At 33.8% G+C, this 19219-nt stretch carries 18 protein-coding genes; 16 read left to right on the forward strand and 2 right to left on the reverse strand.

Going from position 1 to position 19219, the window contains the following annotated elements; all coding sequences use genetic code 11:
• The first annotated feature begins 50 nt into the window (after nt 1-50).
• The 3 genes from ABRY23_06510 to ABRY23_06520 all read left to right on the forward strand — a co-directional run bounded on the left by ABRY23_06510 (nt 51) and on the right by ABRY23_06520 (nt 3559).
• Nucleotides 51-515: an Rrf2 family transcriptional regulator gene (locus tag ABRY23_06510; protein ID MFA3782704.1), complete on the forward strand. Its 465-nt coding sequence runs from the start codon at nt 51-53 to the stop codon at nt 513-515.
• Nucleotides 516-887: 372 nt separating this feature from the next.
• A complete protein-coding gene (locus ABRY23_06515) occupies nt 888-1214 on the forward strand; it encodes a hypothetical protein (protein ID MFA3782705.1) in 327 nt (108 codons plus the stop codon).
• 17 nt (nt 1215-1231) lie between these two features.
• Complete coding sequence (locus tag ABRY23_06520; protein ID MFA3782706.1) at nt 1232-3559, forward strand: T9SS type A sorting domain-containing protein; 2328 nt, start codon at nt 1232-1234, stop codon at nt 3557-3559.
• 178 nt (nt 3560-3737) lie between these two features.
• Here the strand turns inward: ABRY23_06520 and ABRY23_06525 are convergent, their stop codons facing one another.
• Both ABRY23_06525 and ABRY23_06530 read right to left on the reverse strand, forming a co-directional pair.
• Nucleotides 3738-4784: a deoxyhypusine synthase gene (locus tag ABRY23_06525; GenBank protein MFA3782707.1), complete on the reverse strand. Its 1047-nt coding sequence runs from the start codon at nt 4782-4784 to the stop codon at nt 3738-3740.
• 132 nt (nt 4785-4916) lie between these two features.
• Complete coding sequence (locus ABRY23_06530) at nt 4917-5954, reverse strand: NAD-dependent epimerase/dehydratase family protein (protein ID MFA3782708.1); 1038 nt, start codon at nt 5952-5954, stop codon at nt 4917-4919.
• Between the two features lie 591 nt (nt 5955-6545).
• Here ABRY23_06530 and rplM point away from each other — a divergent pair.
• The 13 genes from rplM (at nt 6546) to coaBC (ending at nt 19219) form a co-directional block, all read left to right on the forward strand.
• A complete protein-coding gene (gene rplM, locus ABRY23_06535) occupies nt 6546-6986 on the forward strand; it encodes a 50S ribosomal protein L13 (protein MFA3782709.1) in 441 nt (146 codons plus the stop codon).
• A gap of 12 nt (nt 6987-6998) precedes the next feature.
• Nucleotides 6999-7385: a 30S ribosomal protein S9 gene (gene rpsI / locus ABRY23_06540; protein ID MFA3782710.1), complete on the forward strand. Its 387-nt coding sequence runs from the start codon at nt 6999-7001 to the stop codon at nt 7383-7385.
• A gap of 105 nt (nt 7386-7490) precedes the next feature.
• Entirely contained in the window at nt 7491-8405 is a 915-nt protein-coding gene (gene rpsB / locus ABRY23_06545) for a 30S ribosomal protein S2 (protein ID MFA3782711.1), read from the forward strand.
• Nucleotides 8406-8450: 45 nt separating this feature from the next.
• On the forward strand, nt 8451-9320 hold the full coding sequence (gene tsf, locus ABRY23_06550) for a translation elongation factor Ts (protein MFA3782712.1): 870 nt from the start codon (nt 8451-8453) through the stop codon (nt 9318-9320).
• Nucleotides 9321-9379: 59 nt separating this feature from the next.
• A complete protein-coding gene (pyrH, locus tag ABRY23_06555) occupies nt 9380-10129 on the forward strand; it encodes a UMP kinase (GenBank protein MFA3782713.1) in 750 nt (249 codons plus the stop codon).
• A 17-nt stretch (nt 10130-10146) separates the two neighbouring features.
• Entirely contained in the window at nt 10147-10701 is a 555-nt protein-coding gene (gene frr / locus ABRY23_06560; GenBank protein MFA3782714.1) for a ribosome recycling factor, read from the forward strand.
• Nucleotides 10702-10820: 119 nt separating this feature from the next.
• On the forward strand, nt 10821-13073 hold the full coding sequence (gene pta, locus ABRY23_06565; protein ID MFA3782715.1) for a phosphate acetyltransferase: 2253 nt from the start codon (nt 10821-10823) through the stop codon (nt 13071-13073).
• A 273-nt stretch (nt 13074-13346) separates the two neighbouring features.
• Complete coding sequence (locus ABRY23_06570; protein ID MFA3782716.1) at nt 13347-13973, forward strand: murein L,D-transpeptidase family protein; 627 nt, start codon at nt 13347-13349, stop codon at nt 13971-13973.
• A 52-nt stretch (nt 13974-14025) separates the two neighbouring features.
• A complete protein-coding gene (locus tag ABRY23_06575; protein ID MFA3782717.1) occupies nt 14026-16137 on the forward strand; it encodes an outer membrane protein assembly factor in 2112 nt (703 codons plus the stop codon).
• Nucleotides 16138-16225: 88 nt separating this feature from the next.
• On the forward strand, nt 16226-17101 hold the full coding sequence (locus ABRY23_06580) for a YicC/YloC family endoribonuclease (protein MFA3782718.1): 876 nt from the start codon (nt 16226-16228) through the stop codon (nt 17099-17101).
• A gap of 3 nt (nt 17102-17104) precedes the next feature.
• On the forward strand, nt 17105-17671 hold the full coding sequence (gene gmk / locus ABRY23_06585; protein MFA3782719.1) for a guanylate kinase: 567 nt from the start codon (nt 17105-17107) through the stop codon (nt 17669-17671).
• A 9-nt stretch (nt 17672-17680) separates the two neighbouring features.
• Nucleotides 17681-17971 carry a DNA-directed RNA polymerase subunit omega gene (rpoZ, locus tag ABRY23_06590; protein ID MFA3782720.1) on the forward strand — a complete coding sequence of 97 codons (291 nt, stop codon included), beginning with the start codon at nt 17681-17683 and terminating at the stop codon, nt 17969-17971.
• 3 nt (nt 17972-17974) lie between these two features.
• On the forward strand, nt 17975-19219 hold the full coding sequence (coaBC, locus tag ABRY23_06595; protein MFA3782721.1) for a bifunctional phosphopantothenoylcysteine decarboxylase/phosphopantothenate--cysteine ligase CoaBC: 1245 nt from the start codon (nt 17975-17977) through the stop codon (nt 19217-19219).

Raw genomic sequence — 19219 nt, forward strand, 5'->3', positions numbered from 1 at the left:
ATCCCTTCCCAAATGGAAGGGAGTTCTTAAATTTTAAAAAATGATGGTGTATGAAATTTAGTGCACAGGAAGAATATGGCTTGAGATGTATGTTAAGGATTGCAAAGTTTTATGACGTTGGCAAATCTTTAACTATACCCGAAATAAGCAGAGCTGAAGGCATTTCTGAACATAATACTGGAAAAATTTTAAGGATACTTCGATTGGGAGGACTGCTGGAGGCTGAACGGGGTCAATTGGGTGGTTATACTTTATCACGCCCACCCGAAAAGATTTTGGTAGGTGATGTCCTTCAAATATTAGGAGGCAGATTGTACGATGATAGCTTTTGTCAATCACATACCGGAATAGCAGATATTTGTACAAACTCAATTGATTGTTCTGTACGCTCACTTTGGAAGTTAATTCAAGATGCCGTTGATGGAGTTGTTCGTAACCTTACTTTAAAAGATTTGCTCGGCACGGAAAGTAATTTGTTTAAAATGTTTAATCTCCATGCCACAAGTAGAAATTAGTTAACCTCCAGTAAAAAGTATAACTCATAAGTAAATAGAATAGTTAATTAATCCAATTAGAAATGAGTTTTACATAAGGCAGACATGCCCCAACAAACAGTGTAATTCCATAATCAATATAATTATGACAACTGACTTATAATTTATTTAATCAACAATACTTACACCTTAGTTAAACAGAGTTCCGACCTACTGTAAGTCGGTTCGCCTTACCGACCACAAGGATTATAGTAAGTCGGTTCGCTGAACCGACTACAACAAGCCTTTGAAAATAATGAACTTAAAAAAGCATAAACTACAGTGTCTAAAAATTTTTTCTTTGAACTGAAGCAGTCAAATATTTATATTCGTATAATTCTTATTGAGGTAAAGTTGACTACAAAAAAAATAATTATTGGAAGTGTGTTTGCTTTTTTTATTATGCTTTTTCTGAACTCATGCTGTTCATGTGGAGGAGAAATAAAAAATGAAAACACAGTTAAAGGCTATATAACAATGGTAGGCAACGAACCTTTTGCCCGTCTTGCTGTAATGGTAGATACTAATAAAGTCTATCTGCTTGATTGTGATAGCAAGTTGAAAGAGGAATTAATGAAAAATCAAGGCGCATATTATACTATTGAATTTAAGGATAGTAAATACGAGCATGGCACAACTGTATTAATTGTTAACAAGGCAATACCACTTAATAAAAAATAATCGAAGCGAGTGACCAAATGAAAAAAATAATATATCTCACCTTGACTTTTTACATGCTGATTGCGGCTAAAACTCCAGCTCAGAAAAGAGAAAATTTAACAGTGGCAATTGAAGCTAAAACTCAAAAAGAAAGTTTAGCACAAAACCAAAATAAAAGCTATCCAGTTGATGCTAGACCATTTCTCGAAAAATTCTACAAGGCAAATGGAATTGATTTATCAGAACTAAGCAAAACTTATAACCCCACGTTAAAAAAAGCTGCAGCTTGGAATTTTAATGTGGGGGATTCTCATTATTGGTATGCAGCAAATTTTGTTACAAACAATTATGATTATCTTCCTACAACATGTCGTGCAGTAGGTACTCATTGCTACATTTTTGTTGTTGACAGTCTATGGCAAAAAGGATATGTAACACAAGCTGCTGTAGATAGTGTAGAGGCAAATTTTGATTCGCGCACTCCAGCAAATTCAAATAAAGGAATTTATGATACTGAAAAAGAAATATTTGGTAATCCACCGGATTACTTTGATAATGATCCTAAAATAATTATTGTTATTTTGGATATAAAAGATGGTTGGACCCCCAACTCTCAAGGTGGTTTTATCGCTGGCTTTTTTGATTACACAAATCAGTATAGCAAATCACTAACAAATGGTCACAGTAACGAAGCGGAAATGTATTATCTTGATGCTTACCCATTGAATTTAAAAGTAGAGAGTGAAATTAAAAAAGGCATGCGTACCACAGCTCATGAATTCCAGCATATGATTCATTTTAATTATTTTCCTACGAAAGACGTAACATTTTTTGATGAAGGATTTTCAGAGGTTGCTGCGGTTATTTGTGGATATCCGTTTTATTCCTCGGGCAGTTACCAGGATGAATCGAATATATTTCTGCTTAATTGGCGTGGGAGCGATGATCCAAAAGTGTTAAACGATTATTCACGCGCGGCGAGATTTACCCTTTACTTAAAAGAACAATTTGGAAATCAGATATTTACTAAGTATATGCTTAACCAAATAAAGGGAATTTCTGGGTTAAATTATGCTCTTAACCAAATTGGAAGCACAAGGCGTTTCAACGATATTTTAGTTGATTTCTTTATAGCAAATTACTTGAACAACAAAACTGTTAATCCCAAATGGGGATACGATTATCCCGGCATCCCTAAGATGAAATCGATTGTGTATGGCAATCCTAATGTACCACAAACAAACAGCAGCATTTATAAACTTGCTTCTATGTATTTAACTTTTCCCCAGGGGTCTAACCTTTCTGTTAACGTAAACAATAATAATCAGACTGCAATAAAAGCAAAAGCAATTAAAATTGGCAGCGGTACAGCTGCAGTAGAAGATATAACTATGAATTCAAACTTTAGTGTTTCAGGTTTTGGGACAACATACAATGAAATTACTGTTCTTGTTTACCACAATGATGATAACGCTTCCAGCAACGGGCCATTTTCTTTTTCTTACTCTGCTTCCGGCACTGCCAATAATGCACCAATTGAAATTGCGTATGATAATGGAGAACCCAAATATGCGCAAGTAGACAATTTAATAGCGAATGATTCTGTTGGTGTCGTTTTTTCTGGATTACCCGGTGCTAAACTTGATTCAATTAGGGTTGCATTAAGGCAGGCTGGTTCTATGAGCGGTGGGATATGGAAGTACACTGGAGTATTACAACCATCTCCTTTTGCTGCAAAACTGGCATCCTTTATCGCAACATCTAATATTTCTGTCAGACCACCAGTACCTTATCCGGTACCATACAACAATTGGGTTAAAGTAGACCTTCAGCAATATAACATTGATGTTTCTCAAGATTTTGTTGTGTCATTTGTTATGGCTGGCACTTATGCAAGTGATGGTTCAGGAGATAATAGGGTTATGGTTGGCGAGGTAGCTGGAAGTTATCCTTATCCAAGTATTACATACCTACATCAACCATCTAGTGGTTCCCCAAGATGGGTTTACATTGTAGGTGATGGAACAATTTATCCATATTTGATAAGAGCTTATGTCAGTTATCCAACTTCTGTTTCAAATGAGCCCATAGAATTACTTCCAAGTGCTTATTCACTTGAACAAAACTATCCGAACCCATTTAATCCATCTACCACAATTAAGTTTAGTTTGCCAAAAAAAGAATTTGTAAAATTGAAAGTATACGATTTATTAGGAAGAGAAATTGCAACCCTAATTGATGGTGAATTAAGTCAAGGTGAGCATTCGGTTAATTTTGATGCTAAAGGTCTCGCAAGTGGGGTTTATATTTACCGTTTAGTGACTGATAAATATAATAGTGCTAAAAAGATGATTTTACTGAGATAGATTTTCAAAATCTCTGCGTTCTCTGCGTCTTTGCGGTTTCACTAAGACTTAACCGCAGAGGCGCGGAGAACGCAGAGGAATAATAAAAAATTCTCAGCGACTTTGCGAGAAACAAAGTTAATTTCACGCAGAGACGCAAAGGAGCCAAGACGCAAAGGTTTACGTAGAAATTTAGGATTTATTTAGCTGCTGCTGGTTCCTTAATAAATATTTTTTGCAGTTCTCTTTTAATTCGATTTTTATAAGCACCCTTGTGGTATGCGTAACCTGCAATAAGTGGCATTGCTAAAGTAGCTTCTGAATAGACCATTTGTTCGAAAGCCTGGTCAACTTTTCCCCATGAAGATGCTTCTTTCAGCGTTGAACTTGAAAGAGCACCGTCTCTAACATCTGCAACTGTAATTTGAATAGCATATTTGTGCATAGGTACATTTTCTTGTAAAATATCAGCTGCAACTACAATATCCTGTGTGAAATTTTTAGGAACGCCGCCGCCTACCATAAAAATTCCTGTCTCTTTGCTGTTTAGTTTTATTTGAGTTAATTCAAGAAAATCTTTACCAGAATCAAATGAAAGATGTCTATCCGGATTATTTGTTTGGTGCATTACAATTCCAAATCCAGCTGAGCAATCAGAAAAAGCAGGGACAAAAATTGGAACATTATTTTTATAAGCAGCATAGATTACGCTGTCGCTAACTTTTGGTCCGCCGTTTTCATCAAGATATTTGCCGAAATGCCATAATAATTCACGTGATGAGTATGGCCTTGGTTCCAAACTATTAAAAATTTTTGCTGTAGTTTCATCGCAGATTCTCAGTTCATCTTCGTCAATAAATGTGTCATATATTCTATCGATATGTAAATCGCGTAATTCATTGTCGTCTACAAAAGGTGAGCCAATATAATGTTTAAATCCTAAAGCCTCAAAAAAGTCTTGGTCAACCATAATAGCTCCAGTAGAGACAATAACATCTACCATATTATTATCCACCAAATCGAAAACAACCTTTTTTAGTCCTGCACTAAATAAACTTCCGGCAAGAGTCAAAATAACGGTACAATCTTTATCCTGCAGCATCCGCTCATAAATGTTTGCCGCACGATACAAGTCTCTAGCGGAAAAAGCCATGTGCTGCATCGAGTCGACGAGTTTAACAACATTATGTTCTTTTATATCGATATGTTTGATTATACTTTTAAGATAATCTTTTTTTGAGCGCATGTTCTCTTCCTTTTTTTATGTTAATTTTTATTCAATTATAAATAATTTTTATGATATATTCATATTAGGTGTAGATTAGCTACAAACATGATTTGAAAGATACCTTTTTAAATTTCTGATGTGTGTACATAATTAAAAAAACCACTTAGCTATTTTCAAAATTCCTTGTTTCCATGGTACTCTGTGAGAAACACCGGATTGATTTTTAAATGACTCTAAATTCTCTATATACCATTTAAAATTTCTAATAAGAGCATCTTTATTTGAGTACTTAGGAGTAAATCCTAATATTTTTTCAGCTTTTTCAACCGAAACAAAAGAATCTTTTGACGCTGTTTCATATACCCATTTATACAAAGGTGAAAGGTTTAATTTTTCTAAAATTCTTAAAGAAAAGATAATTGGTTTTTCTGGGAGACTAATAATTTTTTTACCATAACCTGCATAATCAAGTACAGCTTGATAGTCTTCCCTCATAGTAGTAAATACTTTTGCACCTATATTAAAAATATCATTTACCTTTTCATTCGGCAGAGTAATAATTAAATAAATTGCTTCACAAAGGTCTTCTACATCAAGCAGCTGATATCGGTTATCACCTTTGCCAATCATTGGGAAGTTGTGACCTGTATAAGCCCAATCATATAGTAATGCAAAAACACCCAAACGCTCTGGACCTATAAATGATTTGGGTCTTATTATGGGAACGCACATTCCTTTATTACGATATTCTAAACAAATTTTTTCAGCTTCAACTTTTGCTTTGCCGTATGGACCGACACCGTCAAGTTTATCATCTTCATAAATTGGGTGATGATCTGGAATGCCGTAAACAGCAGTTGATGAGATGTGAATAAATTTTTTTATATTTTTTTTATATGCAACTTCTAAAAGTAATTTAGTGCCGTCGATGCCGGTACTAATTATGTCTTTTTCCGGATATAAAGGCAGAGCCATTGCAGAATGAACAACATAATCGCAGTTTTCCATTGCTCTTTCCACACTTTCACGAGTACGAATATCACCAATAATTATTTTAACTTTATCTTTAACATCGGGGTAATCAAAAGGGGCGTAATCTAAAGAACTAACTTCGGCACCTTTTTTTAGTAAATATCTAATTAAATTAATCCCCAAAAAGCCTGCACCGCCAGTTATCAGTACTCTCATAAGAATTTTTTTACGTAAAAATAATCATTATTTCGAACTTTTTTCTATAAGTTAAGTTACCATGTAATTTTTTCGCTGCTGTCCAAAATAATTTTGAAATCAAATTCCGAAGGGATGAATTACCAAATAAATTTAGAAGACTTCAAGATTTTGGACTATTCTACTTGTCTTGTAAATCAATCCCTATCTCGTCCCTACGGGACTTTTAACTTCAGTTTGATATTTATTTATTCTATAACTATATAATCCCTAAAGGGATTAGATTGGTTTAAGGATAATCAAAGCTTTATTATCCCCTCAGGACAAAATATTTATAGGATAAAGAACAAAGAAATAGATTAAGTCCCTTTAGGGACGAAATAAAAAATATATTGGACAGATATGAATTTTTTATGAAATTTATTTAATTAATTGGAAAATAAATTTTGCTAATATCAATGCAGCAGCTTTTTATTTAATAATTTTTTCTGATTTAATATGGTTAAATACAAGAGCAAGAAAAACTTTTAAAGCATCTAAACCTTGACATTTAAGGCACTTGCAAATATATTTAGGCTCTTTCAAAAAATTTTTTCCTAATTGGAGGCAAAATTGAAAAGGGAAAGGCTGACAAAATTTATTAAACAAGAGGATGCGGCTCAGAAATGGTATCTGGTAGATGCTAAGGATCAGGTATTGGGAAGATTAGCTGCCAACGTTGCTAAAATTATTAGGGGTAAGCATAAACCAATTTTCACCCCTAACATGGATACAGGGGATTTTGTAATTGTTGTTAATGCTGATAAAATTAGGGTTACAGGTAAGCGAGAAGAGTTAAAAACATATTTTTCTTATTCGGGCTACCCTGGCGGTGCTAAGGTAAGAAGGTTTTCTGAGCTGTTAGAGAAAAAACCAGAGTATATAGTATGGCATGCGGTTAAAGGTATGCTTCCCAAAAATAGGTTAGGTAGAAAGCTAATTAAGAAATTAAAAGTTTATTCTGGGGAAAACCATCCTCATATAGCACAAAAACCAGAAGCATTAAGTTTCTAATGGAGTTATTAAATGGCAGATAAAATACACGTTGGTCGCAGAAAAACTTCTGTAGCACGAGTCTATTTAAGGTCTGGCTCTGGCAAAGTTGTAGTTAATGGAATTGATGTTGAAAAATATTTTCCTTTAAAGGAACATAGAGATAACATTCTGCTTCCTTTTGTTGTTACAGAAACATTAGGGAAATATGATGTGTTTGTAAATGTAAGCGGAGGGGGTTTAACGGGACAATCTGATGCAATAAGACTTGGTGTTGCAAGGGCTTTGGTGGATATTAATTCCGAATTTAGAAATGCTTTAAAAGCCGAGGACCTTCTTAGAAGAGATCCTCGAATGGTAGAACGTAAAAAATACGGTAGACCAAAAGCACGAAAAAGATTTCAATTTTCAAAAAGATAAAATTATTTTTTCACAACAATCATACTCTTGGATTTGCTACCTGTGTCCCCTCAGCGGGATGAATAGCAAAGATGAAGAGAGTAGAAGAAAAACAGGAGATAAAATATGCCTCGAGTTGAACTAAAAGAACTCATAGAAGCAGGTGCACATTTCGGTCACCTAACCCGCCGTTGGAATCCTAAAATGAAGCCTTACATTTTTATGGAAAAAAACGGCATACATATAATTGACCTTAAAAAAACACAGCAAGCTATTGACCAAGCCTACGAAGCGATGGTCTCGCTGGTCTCTGAAGGGAAAAAGGTTCTATTTGTCGGTACTAAAAAGCAAGCTAAAGGTACTATTGCAGCTGAAGCTAAAAGATCGGACAGCAATTGGGTAAATGAAAGATGGCTCGGCGGGATGTTGACTAATTTTGCTACTATAAGAAAAAGTGTGAAGCGGCTGCAAAATATAGAAAAAATGGAAAGTGATGGAACATTCGAAAAAATAACTAAAAAAGAGAGACTATTTTTAACCCGTGAAAAAGATAAATTGAGAAAAGTTTTAGACGGCGTTGAATCCATGACTAAGCTGCCGGGTGTACTTTTTGTAGTGGATATCAAAAAAGAAAGTATAGCCGTAAAAGAGGCAAATAGACTGAACATCCCGGTCTTTGCAATTGTCGATACTAATTGTGATCCTGACCCGATTGATTATGTAATTCCCTCTAATGATGATGCTTCCAGAGCAATTGAAATTATTACAAAAATTATTGCCGATGCAGTTATAGAAGGTAATGCAAAAGCGCAAGAATTGAAAGCACACGAGATGGCTGAAAAAGAGAAAGAGAAAAAAATAGACGAAGAAGAAAAAACAGAGCAAAAGAAAGAAATCAAGCCAAAAGTGCGTCGAGTTAAACTTGATAATAAAGATGAAAAAAAGACCGATAAAAAAGAGGGAAAAATTAAAGTAGAAAAACCGCAACAAGACAGCACGGAAAAGAAAAACGAAGATAAGGTTGAAACTCAACAACAATAAACTAATTATCATCTTGAATTATTCGAAATATAGGGGATATATAGAATGGCAATTTCTGCAAGTTTAGTTAAAGAGTTAAGAGATAAAACAGGCGCCGGCATGATGGATTGCAAAAAGGCGCTTGAAGAGTCAAACGGGGATTTTGAAAAAGCTATTGAATTCCTCAGAAAAAAAGGTGCTGCAGTAGCCGCGAAAAGAGCTGAAAAATCTACAAACGAGGGGATTATTTCCACAAGAATATTTAATAATGGTAAGTCGGCAGCAATTGTTGAGGTAAATTGCGAAACTGATTTTGTGGCTAATAGTTCTGATTTTTTAGAATTCTCCAACTTTGTCCTAAATACTATTGTTGACAAACTGCCTGCAACGATAGACGAATTATTAAGCCTTTCGTACCAGAACAAAAAGGTTGAAGAAGAACTGAACTCTTTAATCGGTAAAATTGGAGAGAAGATTCAAGTAAGCAGATTTGCAATTGAGAACACTGAAAATGGACAAGTAGTTGATTATGTTCATCATGGCTCCAAACTTGGCGTGTTGATTAGAGTAGATAATGTGCCATCAAACAGCAATGAAGAATTACAATCTTTGTTGAAAGATATTGCAATGCAAGTTGCAGCAATGAAACCCTTTTATGTATATAGGGAAGAAGTGCCAAAAGAAGTAATTGAAAAGGAAATAGAAATTTATAAAGAAGTTTCTCGAAAAGAGGGAAAACCTGAGCAAGTTCTTGATAAAATTGCTCAAGGTAAATTGAATAAGTATTATCAAGAAAATTGCTTGTACGAACAGGCATTTATTAAAGATAATACAAAAACTGTAGGTCAATTAATTGAAGAATACAACAAAAAGAACTCCTCTCAAGTAAAATTAATACGATTTAAACGCTTCCATATTAGTGACGAGAACAAATAATTCATTTAACAAAAGGTCTTATTTTTTAATAAGACCTTTTTTTTTATATTTGATTAACCATGAAAACGAGTCTTAAATATAAAAGAATCTTACTTAAGCTCAGCGGTGAATCGTTGATGGGGGAACAAAAGTTTGGAATTGATAGCCGCAAACTAAATTTCTTTGCAGAAGAGATAAAAAAAATTCATTCGCTTGGCGTTCAAATTGGTATTGTTATAGGTGGAGGAAATATTTATAGAGGTCTGAACGCAGAAGAACATGGAGTTGAAAGAGTTACCGGCGATTTAATGGGAATGTTGGCTACTGTAATTAATTCTTTAGCTCTTCAAAACGCTTTAGAGAATCACGGAATGTTTACACGGTTGATGACCGCAATTAAAATGGAAGAAATTGCTGAACCATTTATAAGAAGAAGAGCTATTAGACACTTAGAAAAAGGAAGAATTGTAATATTTGGTGCAGGTACAGGTCACCCTTATTTTAGCACCGACACTGCCGCTTCTCTACGTGCAATTGAAATTGAAGCAGATGCAATTTTTAAAGGAACGCGTGTGGATGGTGTTTTTGATTCCGACCCGGAAATAAACCCTAATGCTAATTTGTTTGAGGAAATTTCTTACTTAGAAGTTTTACAAAAAAACTTAAGAGTAATGGATATGACCGCTGTAAGTTTATGCCGAGAAAATAACCTGCCTATTGTAGTTTTTAATATGGATAAACCGGATAATCTTCTTAAAGTTGTCACCGGCAAACAGGTGGGTACTTCAGTTGGTCATTCTACAAAAAAAGAAGAATTAAAAACTAAATAAATTTTTTAGGGATAAATATGCACGAAGTACTAAAAGATGCAAAGAACAGAATGGATAAAACTATTGATACCTTTAGAAATGAAATTTCTAAAATAAGAACAGGCAAAGCGACTACAGCGTTACTGGACGGTATTAAAGTAGAATATTACGGAACAATGACACCCTTAAATCAAGTGGGAAATCTTTCTGTTTTAGATGCACATACAATCTCTATTACTCCTTGGGATAAAAGTGTAATATCAGCAATTGAAAAAGCAATCTTAACTGCAGATCTTGGCCTAAATCCTATTAGTGATGGTACTAATATTAAAATTCCTATCCCTCCTTTAACTGAGGAAAGAAGAAAAGAATTAGTAAAACTCGTTAAAAAATTTGGTGAAGATGCTAAAATTGCGCTACGAAACATAAGAAGAGACGCTAATGAGCACTTAAAAAAGTTAGAAAAAAACAAAGAATTAACTGAAGACCAAAGAATTCACAACGAAAAAGAAGTTCAACTGCTTACCGACGAGCACACCAAAAAAATTGATGAAATTATTCACCACAAAGAAAAAGAAATTATGGAAGTATGAATTATAAAACTGTTTCAAGACAGTTTTTTAGTTCAAAAAATATTTCCTAATTTTATGTAGATATTTATATCTTAATTAAACAAAGCTTAACAAAGCATTTTAAAAAGGGGAAAAAGATTATGTCGTTTACAAAAGAAGAGGCACTGAAGTACCATAGTGAAGGCCGGCGTGGTAAGATTGAAGTTACACCAACAAAACCATGTTTTACGGCTAGGGAATTATCATTAGCCTACACACCTGGCGTGGCTGAACCGTGTAGAGAAATAGAAAAAAATGATGATGATGTTTTCCTTTATACGGCTAAAGGAAATTTAGTTGCAGTAGTCTCTAATGGCACCGCTGTTCTTGGGCTGGGAGATATTGGTCCCCATGCAGGTAAACCTGTTATGGAAGGTAAAGGGGTTTTATTTAAGAGATTTGCTGACATTGATGTTTTCGATATAGAACTTAAAACTAAGGACCCAAAAGAAGTAATTAGAACTGTACAACTTTTAGAGCCTACTTTCGGTGGAATTAATTTAGAGGATATTAAAGCTCCAGAGTGTTTTGAAATTGAAGAAGAACTAAAGCGTACCATGAACATTCCCGTTTTTCATGATGACCAGCATGGTACGGCAATCATCTCTTGTGCGGCTCTTATTAATGCAGTTGAAATAGCAGGTAAAAAGCTTGATGAAATAAGAATTGTTGTATCAGGTGCTGGAGCTTCAGCTATTGCGTGTTGTAATATGTATATTGCAGCTGGTGTCAAAAGGGAAAATATCTTCATGTTCGATACTAAAGGATTAATCCATAAGGGAAGAACTGACCTTAACAAATACAAAAGAGAATTCGCAGGTGAAAATATCTACAAAGATTTAGCAGATGCAATGAAAGGGGCAGATGTCTTTGTTGGATTATCTAAGGGAAATATAGTTTCAAAAGAAATGGTGAAATCCATGGCTAAAAATCCAATAGTTTTTGCTATGGCAAATCCAGACCCCGAAATAACCTATGAAGATGCAATCGATGCAAGAAAAGATATAATAATGGCTACAGGCAGAAGTGATTATCCTAATCAAGTTAATAATGTTTTGGGATTCCCTTTTATTTTTAGAGGCGCTTTAGATGTTCGCGCTACAGCTATAAATATGGAAATGAAAATGGCTGCTACAAAAGCGCTGGCTTCACTTGCAAGAGAAAAAGTCCCAGAAGTGGTTATAAATGCCTACGGTGGTAAAGAATTTTCATTCGGACCAGAATACATAATTCCAAAACCTTTCGACCCAAGAGTATTGTGGACAGTTGCACCAGCAGTTGCAAAGGCGGCTATGGATAGTGGTGTGGCTAGAGTTCCAATAAGAAATTGGGAGGCTTATAAAGAGCAACTACAAGAACGACTCGGCTATACAACGGAAATTATTAGAGTTATGGTACATAAAGCCCAAAAAAGTCCAAAGAAAATCGTTTATCCAGAAGGCGAAGAAGAAAAAATTATTAGAGCAGCCAATGCAGTGTATGATGAAAATATTGGATTGCCTGTGCTTGTGGGTGACGAAAAGAAAATTAAAGATAAAATAAAAAATCTTGGCTTTGACTTAAGTAAATTCGAAATAAAAGACCCAGAAACCTGCAGCAATTGTGAAAAGTATGCAGAAAAACTTTATCAAAAAAGACAGAGAAAAGGTTTGACAGCAAGAGCGGCATTAGACTTAGTAAAACAGCCAAATTATTATGCTGCTATGATGGTTGAAGAAGGAGATGCTCACGCAATGATTGGCGGCTTAACTTATCACTACCCAGAAACAATTAGACCTGCACTTCAGTGTATTGGCTTAAAGGAAGGTCTCAAATTAGTAGCCGGAATGTATGTGCTTGTAATAAAAAATAAAATATTCTTTTTTGCAGATACTACTGTTAATATAGACCCAAACTCTGAACAACTTGCCGAAATTGCAATTACTACAGCTGATACAGTCCAACAGTTTGATATTAAACCTCGTATAGCAATGCTTTCCTTTAGCAACTTTGGCAGCTCACCTTACCCACAGGCAGTAAAAGTAGCTGAAGCTGTAAAAATTGTTCATGAGAAAAGACCGGATTTAATTATTGATGGCGAAATGCAAGCTGATACTGCTGTTATGCCAGAAAGGATTGAACAAGACTTTCCTTTCTCTACATTAAAAGGCGGTGCAAATGTTTTAATTTTCCCAAACTTAGAAGCCGGCAATATTGCTTACAAACTTTTTCAAAGATTAACAGATGCTACTGTTATTGGACCTATTTTAATGGGAATGAAAAAGCCTGTACATGTTATTCAAAGAGGCGATACCGTAAGAGATATTATTAATATGACTGCCATTGCTGTTGTTGAAGCCGAAGGGAAAAAATAAAAATTGAAGTTATGAAGGGGCTAGTAAGTGTGACATGAAGAAAAGCTTGCTAGCCCCTTTTTTATCTGTCAATCGCCTTAGAATACAACATTTATAAGCAAAGTAAAATGAAACAAATCGATTGTTCGTTTTGAACAACAGTTAATATTAATCACCCAAAAAGATGATATTTAAGTTTGTGAAAAGATATACAAAACGTCTTTGAAGAGGCTTTTTTTTATATTTAACCTAATAAAAACTGCCTTTTAATTATTAATTCAGTTTAATAAGATTTTGCTAAAAAATATTATTTATATCAGCGGTAGTGTTATAGTTTTCTTTGTGGGTTTAATTATTTATGGAATAATTTTAAACATTAGGGAAGTACCGCTGCAAGAAGCAATGGCAGAAAGAGGGATTACTCAAATTCGAAACCCTAGCATTGTTGTTGACCTTAAAAACTATAGATTAAATCTTTTCTCCGATAAGACATTGCTTAAATCTTATAAAGCGGTCTTTGGTAAAAGCAATAATGTAGATGATAATTCAATGACAGGTAATTTTACTCCTATAGGAGATTACATAATTTGTGATAAATTACCTAATTATAAATATCATAAATTTTTGCGAATTAATTTCCCTAATGAAAAAGATGCCGCCGATGCTTTAAGAAAAAATATTATTTCTCAATTACAGTTTGAAACTATTTTGAAAACTGTAGAGAAAAATATTTGTCCACCTTCCCAAGAAATATTTGGTAAGGAAATAGGAATTCATGGAATTGGAAAGTATAACTTTATTTTTAAAAATCTACCCTTTTCATATAATTGGACAAATGGTTCAATAGCTTTAAGCAATGAAAACATAGACGAGTTGTATTCTGTAGTAAAAATTGGTACACCTGTAAAAATAATTAAGTAATAAATATTTTTGTTTGCCTTGTGCAAGCAGAGTAGACACAGCTTTGAGGAAAATGAAATTACTTTTACTTTTAATTCTTGTTAATTCATTAATTATTTATGCTCAGCAAGAAGAACATTATGAATTGACTGCAGTTTCGTTTCATGGCAATGATAATATGCCAACTTCTCAACTTCAGTATGTCTGTCTTTCAAAAGAGTCGCCGAGTTGGGTTTCTCAATTATTGAACAAATTTACAAGTTTTGGCGCAAAAGCCACATATTTTGATTCATTGTTAATTCCAAGCGATATCCGCGCTATGAGAAGTCTCTATCAATCTAAAGGTTATTTTAAAGTAAAGTTTTTCCCAGAGTATAAAATTTTAAGTGAAAAAAAAGAAGCCGAGTTAATCTATAATATTCAAGAAGGTAACCCTGCTACTTTCAGGAAGTTCGAAATAACAGGCATTGACAATATTGGAGCTGAGTTGAAAAAAACAATTTTTAATTATGTGAAAGTAGACTCTAATCAACAGTATAGTGATAATTTTGTAACAGATAAAAGTAATTTTGTGCTTGGTTATCTTAGGGATAATGGTTATATGCTTGCTCAGGTTGATAGACCGTTGATACTTGTTGATACTTTAGCAAATAAAGTAGATGTAAAATTAAATTTCTCTACAGGTAAAAGATATCGAATAAGTGAAATTAGAACTGAGAGAACGGGCGTCGGCAAAAATTTGGTTAGTGATACTTTATTAAAAAGACTTGTTGGAATTAAACCCGGACAAACTTACAGTTATTACGATATTCAACGTGGTCAAGTAAGGTTATACAGGACTAACCTTTTTACTTCAGCAATAGTAAACAGCATAATTTCTGATACAAATGGCAATAAAGTGCCTTTAAGCATTACTGCTGATGTTGGTTTATTAAATGAACTTTCGCCAGAAGTAATTACTAACAATGAAGATAATACATTTAATATTGGACTTGGCTTAAGCTATACAAGGAAGAATTTTTTTGGTAACGCTAGAAAGTTTACACTAAGTTCAGCCGGAGCTATTCAAAATTTTTCTGAATTTCTTAAAACATATTCCTTTGCTGATTCTAACCTTTACGGCTATATAGATAATAGGATTACCATCGAACAGCCGTTTCTTTTCGATAGATTTGTAAATACCAAATTTGAGACTTACCTTACTTTTCAAAAACGAAAGAGCGAATACAAATCGACTTTGTATGGTGCTAAGTTAAGTTTAGATTTTGAGTTGCCGCAGTTTACTTACTTTAATTCTTTCAGCGCTTATCTTAATATTGAGCATTCAAACTATATTTACCAAAAGGGTTTCATGCAAAATAATTTAGCATATTATTTTAGTAAATATTTCCCTCAGGATGTAGCAGATTCATTAGCGGCTTTTGTTCTTGCAGGGGCTACAAAATCGGACTTAACAAGGGAAAGTCTCGATGAGTACATTGGCTTTTCACTTGGAGCTAATAAAACTAACAATATTTTTTTCCCAACAACTGGCTATTCACTTTCTTTACTTTTTGAGGATGCAAATTCTATCCCGCTTCTCTTTTATAATATATTCAAAAAAGAATTTAACAGACCTGCATTCTTGAAAATATTATTTACAGGTACATACTTTTTACCAATTTATGATACACCGCTTTCTGCTTTTGGTGTTAAATTTAGGATTGGAAATATTTTTGTGTATAAGGGAAATAAAGGGGATATACCATTGAATCAAAGATTTTACTCTGGCGGGAGTAACTCAATTCGTGGGTGGGGTAGCAGAGAATTGGTTCCATCTGACCCTGTTTATAGTCTAATGAATCCAACTCCCGAAGAACTTGAAGCACTTTTTGTTAAAGGAGCAACTACGGGTGGTTTTTTTACTTTGGAAGGTTCAGTTGAAACTAGAAATAGATTGATAGGTAAATTTGGCTCCGCAGTTTTTATTGATTATGGAAATACCTGGAATGGATACGAAAATATTAGGCTCGATCAAATAGCCGTAGCTGGCGGCTTTGGTTTAAGATATTATTCTGAATTTGCACCTATTAGAATAGATTTTGGCTTTAAGTTGTACGATCCTAACGATAATAGAAACTTTTTTAAAAAGAAATTGTGGAGTGAGTTACTTCAATTTCATATTGGCATTGGCGAAGCTTTCTGATTTTTTTATCCTTTCAATATAGTATTTCTTTATTTGCTTAAGCATGTTTATTTTAACTAAATTTCTTATCTAATTTTCTGAGTTTTTAATGATTACAAGTATGACTGGCTACGGCAAGTCAATAATTCGCGAAAATGACTTGCTGATTGAATGCGAAATAAAAAGCTTAAATAATCGATTTTTAGATATTTCTCTTAAATCACCTAAGTCGCTATTTAATAAAGAACTTGAGATAAGAGAAAAAGTTAAAAGTAGAATAAAAAGAGGGAAAATATATTTATCCCTTTCAATCTCAAAAGCTGGTATTGAAGTTAAATTCCCAAAATTAGATACTAATGGTGTTAAGTTTGCATTACATGTATTAAAAGAAATAAAAAAAACATCTAAACTGAAAAATAAAATTTCATTAAGTGATGTACTTTTATTTCAAAATTTTTTCTTTGAAGAAAATGGAGATGATTTTTCCGATTTCTTTCCTTTAATTCAGAAAGCAGTTGATGCAGCCATAGATGATTTAGAAAAAATGAGAGTTGCTGAAGGTAAAGAACTTGAGAAAGATTTAATAAACAGAGTTAAATTAATAGAGACTGCTTTAGATAAAATTGAGCAGCTTAAGAAAAGCACTATTAAAGAATATTTTTCGAGGGTAAAAGAGAGGGCAAAAAATCTTACCCAGGATATTCTTGATAACCCAAATCGTCTTGATACTGAATTAGCCTTGTTAGTTGACCGTTATGATATAACTGAGGAGTGTGTTAGATTAAGGAGTCATATTAAATTATTCCTTGATACAGTTCATAATTCAGATGACCCGGGACGCAAGTTAAACTTTATAGTTCAAGAAATGAATAGAGAGGCTAATACAATTAATAGTAAAACTATATCCGCGGAAATTTCTCATTATGGTATTTCAATAAAAGAAGAACTGGAAAAAATTCGTGAACAAATACAAAATATTGAGTGAGTTTTGCATACGAAAAAAGTCAAATTATTTGTATTTTCAGCCCCCAGCGGTTCAGGTAAAACGACTATAGTTAAAAGTGTTCTTTTAAAACATTCTGATTTTGTCTTTTCTGTCTCTGCAACAACGAGAAAACCGAGAAATTCAGAAAAAGATGGTAAAGACTACTTTTTTATCAGCGAGGAAGAATTTAAAGAGAAAATTAGAAACAATGAATTTATTGAATATGAAAAAGTATACGATTATTACTACGGCACATTGAAAGATTTTGTAGAAAAAAGCATTGCTGGTGGTCATTCTGTAGTTTTTGAAGTTGACGTAAAAGGAGCTCTTTCAATTAAACAAAAGTATCCTGAGGCAGTTTTAATTTTTATTGTACCGCCAAGTATTGAAGAATTAAAAAAAAGGTTGCTGGATAGGAAAACCGAAACAACGCAAGAGCTTAAAAAAAGAATTGAGAGAGCAGAGATGGAACTAAGTTATAAAGATAAATTTGACTACGTCGTTTCTAATGAAAATCTGGAAGAAGCTAAGAAAAAAGTATATGAAATAATTAATAAAGAAATAAATTAAGGAGATACCATGCCAGTAGTACCGCAAAATCTATTGAAAATTAAAGAAAAGATTCCTAATCTTTATGAAGCAGTTATAGTTGCCGCTAAACGGGCAAGGAAACTAAACGATGATGCACGCCTTGAGTTTAATGCTCTATTAAGTACAATTACTTCGGGACATGAAGATGATTTTGAGGACAGGGAAAATCCCGATCAATTAAAACTTGCTCTTGAATTTGAAAAAAGAGAAAAACCCCATTTAAAGGCAATTAAAGAACTGCAAACGGGCATCGAGTACAGATATAAGAATGAAAAATAAAAAATGGCTCCCTCTACATTAAAAGGGAAAAAAATAATTGTCGGTGTAACTGGATGCATTGCGGCTTATAAGTCTGCATTATTAGTAAGACTCTTGATTTCACAAGGAGCAGAGGTACGCGTTGTTATGACGCCCTCTGCCTGCCATTTTATTACCCCATTGACCTTATCTACTCTGTCTAATAATCCAGTTGTAGTCAATATGTTTCCGGAGACTGAAGGTAAAAATTTGGACATGCAAACATGGCATATCGAATATGCAACTTGGGCTGATTTAGCTATTATTGCTCCAGCAACGGTCAACACAATAGCTAAAATAACTCATGGTTTTGCAGATAATGCGTTGACCTCTGTAGTATTAGCTTTGCGTAGCCCATTGATTGTAGTTCCAGCTGCAGATGTTGATATGTATACCAATCCCGTTACTCAAGAAAATATTGAACAACTAAAGAATCGTGGCATTTATGTAATTGAACCTGAAACTGGTTTCTTAGCCAGTGGGCTTAATGGAATAGGCAGGATGGCAGATGTAAATAAAATTGTTGATGCTGCAGAATTAGTTTTAGCTGGATTCAAAAGAGATTTGATTGGTAAGAAAATTCTTGTTACCGCAGGTCCAACTTATGAAGATATTGACCCTGTACGGTTTATTGGTAACAGATCAAGCGGGAAGATGGGATATTCAATAGCAAAAGCTGCGTATTTAAGAGGAGCAAAAGTAACACTAATTTCTGGTCCGACCTCAGAAAATTGTTACCCTGAGATAGATATTGTTAAAATCCGTTCAGCAGCTCAAATGAAAAACGAAGTGGAGAAACACTTAATTGATAATGATGCATTAATTATGGCAGCTGCAGTTGCCGATTATAAGCCTGCGAAGTATTCGAAAAGCAAAATAAAAAAAGAACAAAATCTCAAGTCTATTTCTTTATCTGCTACTGACGATATTTTAGCTGCCATAAATAGTAAGAATTCACCACTTAGTGGAAAGAAAAAAGTAATAGTAGGATTTGCCTTAGAGAGCGAAGATGAACTAAAAAACGCTGAAAAAAAATTAATGGCAAAAAACCTGGATTTTATAGTTCTTAACTCGTTAAAAGAGCCTGGTGCAGCAATGGAAAGTGATACTAATAAAATTACTATCCTTTATGCTTCAGAAAAGAAAACCGTTCGCAGGAAAGGATTTCCTCTTTTAAGTAAATTTATTACCGCTAATAACATTCTAAATGAATTGAAAAATTATTTATAA

This window comes from Melioribacteraceae bacterium 4301-Me (genome assembly GCA_041538185.1).
Lineage (GTDB): Bacteria > Bacteroidota > Ignavibacteria > Ignavibacteriales > Melioribacteraceae > Pyranulibacter > Pyranulibacter aquaticus.

What these genes read in the sequence shown, in the direction of transcription:
- ABRY23_06510 (MFA3782704.1), top strand. Translation starts at nt 51, where the DNA reads ATGAAATTTAGTGCACAGGAAGAATATGGCTTGAGATGTATGTTAAGG.
- ABRY23_06520 (MFA3782706.1), top strand. Translation starts at nt 1,232, where the DNA reads ATGAAAAAAATAATATATCTCACCTTGACTTTTTACATGCTGATTGCG.
- ABRY23_06525 (MFA3782707.1), bottom strand. Translation starts at nt 4,784, where the DNA reads ATGCGCTCAAAAAAAGATTATCTTAAAAGTATAATCAAACATATCGAT.
- ABRY23_06530 (MFA3782708.1), bottom strand. Translation starts at nt 5,954, where the DNA reads ATGAGAGTACTGATAACTGGCGGTGCAGGCTTTTTGGGGATTAATTTA.
- rpsI (MFA3782710.1), top strand. Translation starts at nt 6,999, where the DNA reads ATGGCAGATAAAATACACGTTGGTCGCAGAAAAACTTCTGTAGCACGA.
- rpsB (MFA3782711.1), top strand. Translation starts at nt 7,491, where the DNA reads ATGCCTCGAGTTGAACTAAAAGAACTCATAGAAGCAGGTGCACATTTC.
- tsf (MFA3782712.1), top strand. Translation starts at nt 8,451, where the DNA reads ATGGCAATTTCTGCAAGTTTAGTTAAAGAGTTAAGAGATAAAACAGGC.
- pyrH (MFA3782713.1), top strand. Translation starts at nt 9,380, where the DNA reads ATGAAAACGAGTCTTAAATATAAAAGAATCTTACTTAAGCTCAGCGGT.
- frr (MFA3782714.1), top strand. Translation starts at nt 10,147, where the DNA reads ATGCACGAAGTACTAAAAGATGCAAAGAACAGAATGGATAAAACTATT.
- pta (MFA3782715.1), top strand. Translation starts at nt 10,821, where the DNA reads ATGTCGTTTACAAAAGAAGAGGCACTGAAGTACCATAGTGAAGGCCGG.
- ABRY23_06575 (MFA3782717.1), top strand. Translation starts at nt 14,026, where the DNA reads ATGAAATTACTTTTACTTTTAATTCTTGTTAATTCATTAATTATTTAT.
- ABRY23_06580 (MFA3782718.1), top strand. Translation starts at nt 16,226, where the DNA reads ATGATTACAAGTATGACTGGCTACGGCAAGTCAATAATTCGCGAAAAT.
- rpoZ (MFA3782720.1), top strand. Translation starts at nt 17,681, where the DNA reads ATGCCAGTAGTACCGCAAAATCTATTGAAAATTAAAGAAAAGATTCCT.
- coaBC (MFA3782721.1), top strand. Translation starts at nt 17,975, where the DNA reads ATGGCTCCCTCTACATTAAAAGGGAAAAAAATAATTGTCGGTGTAACT.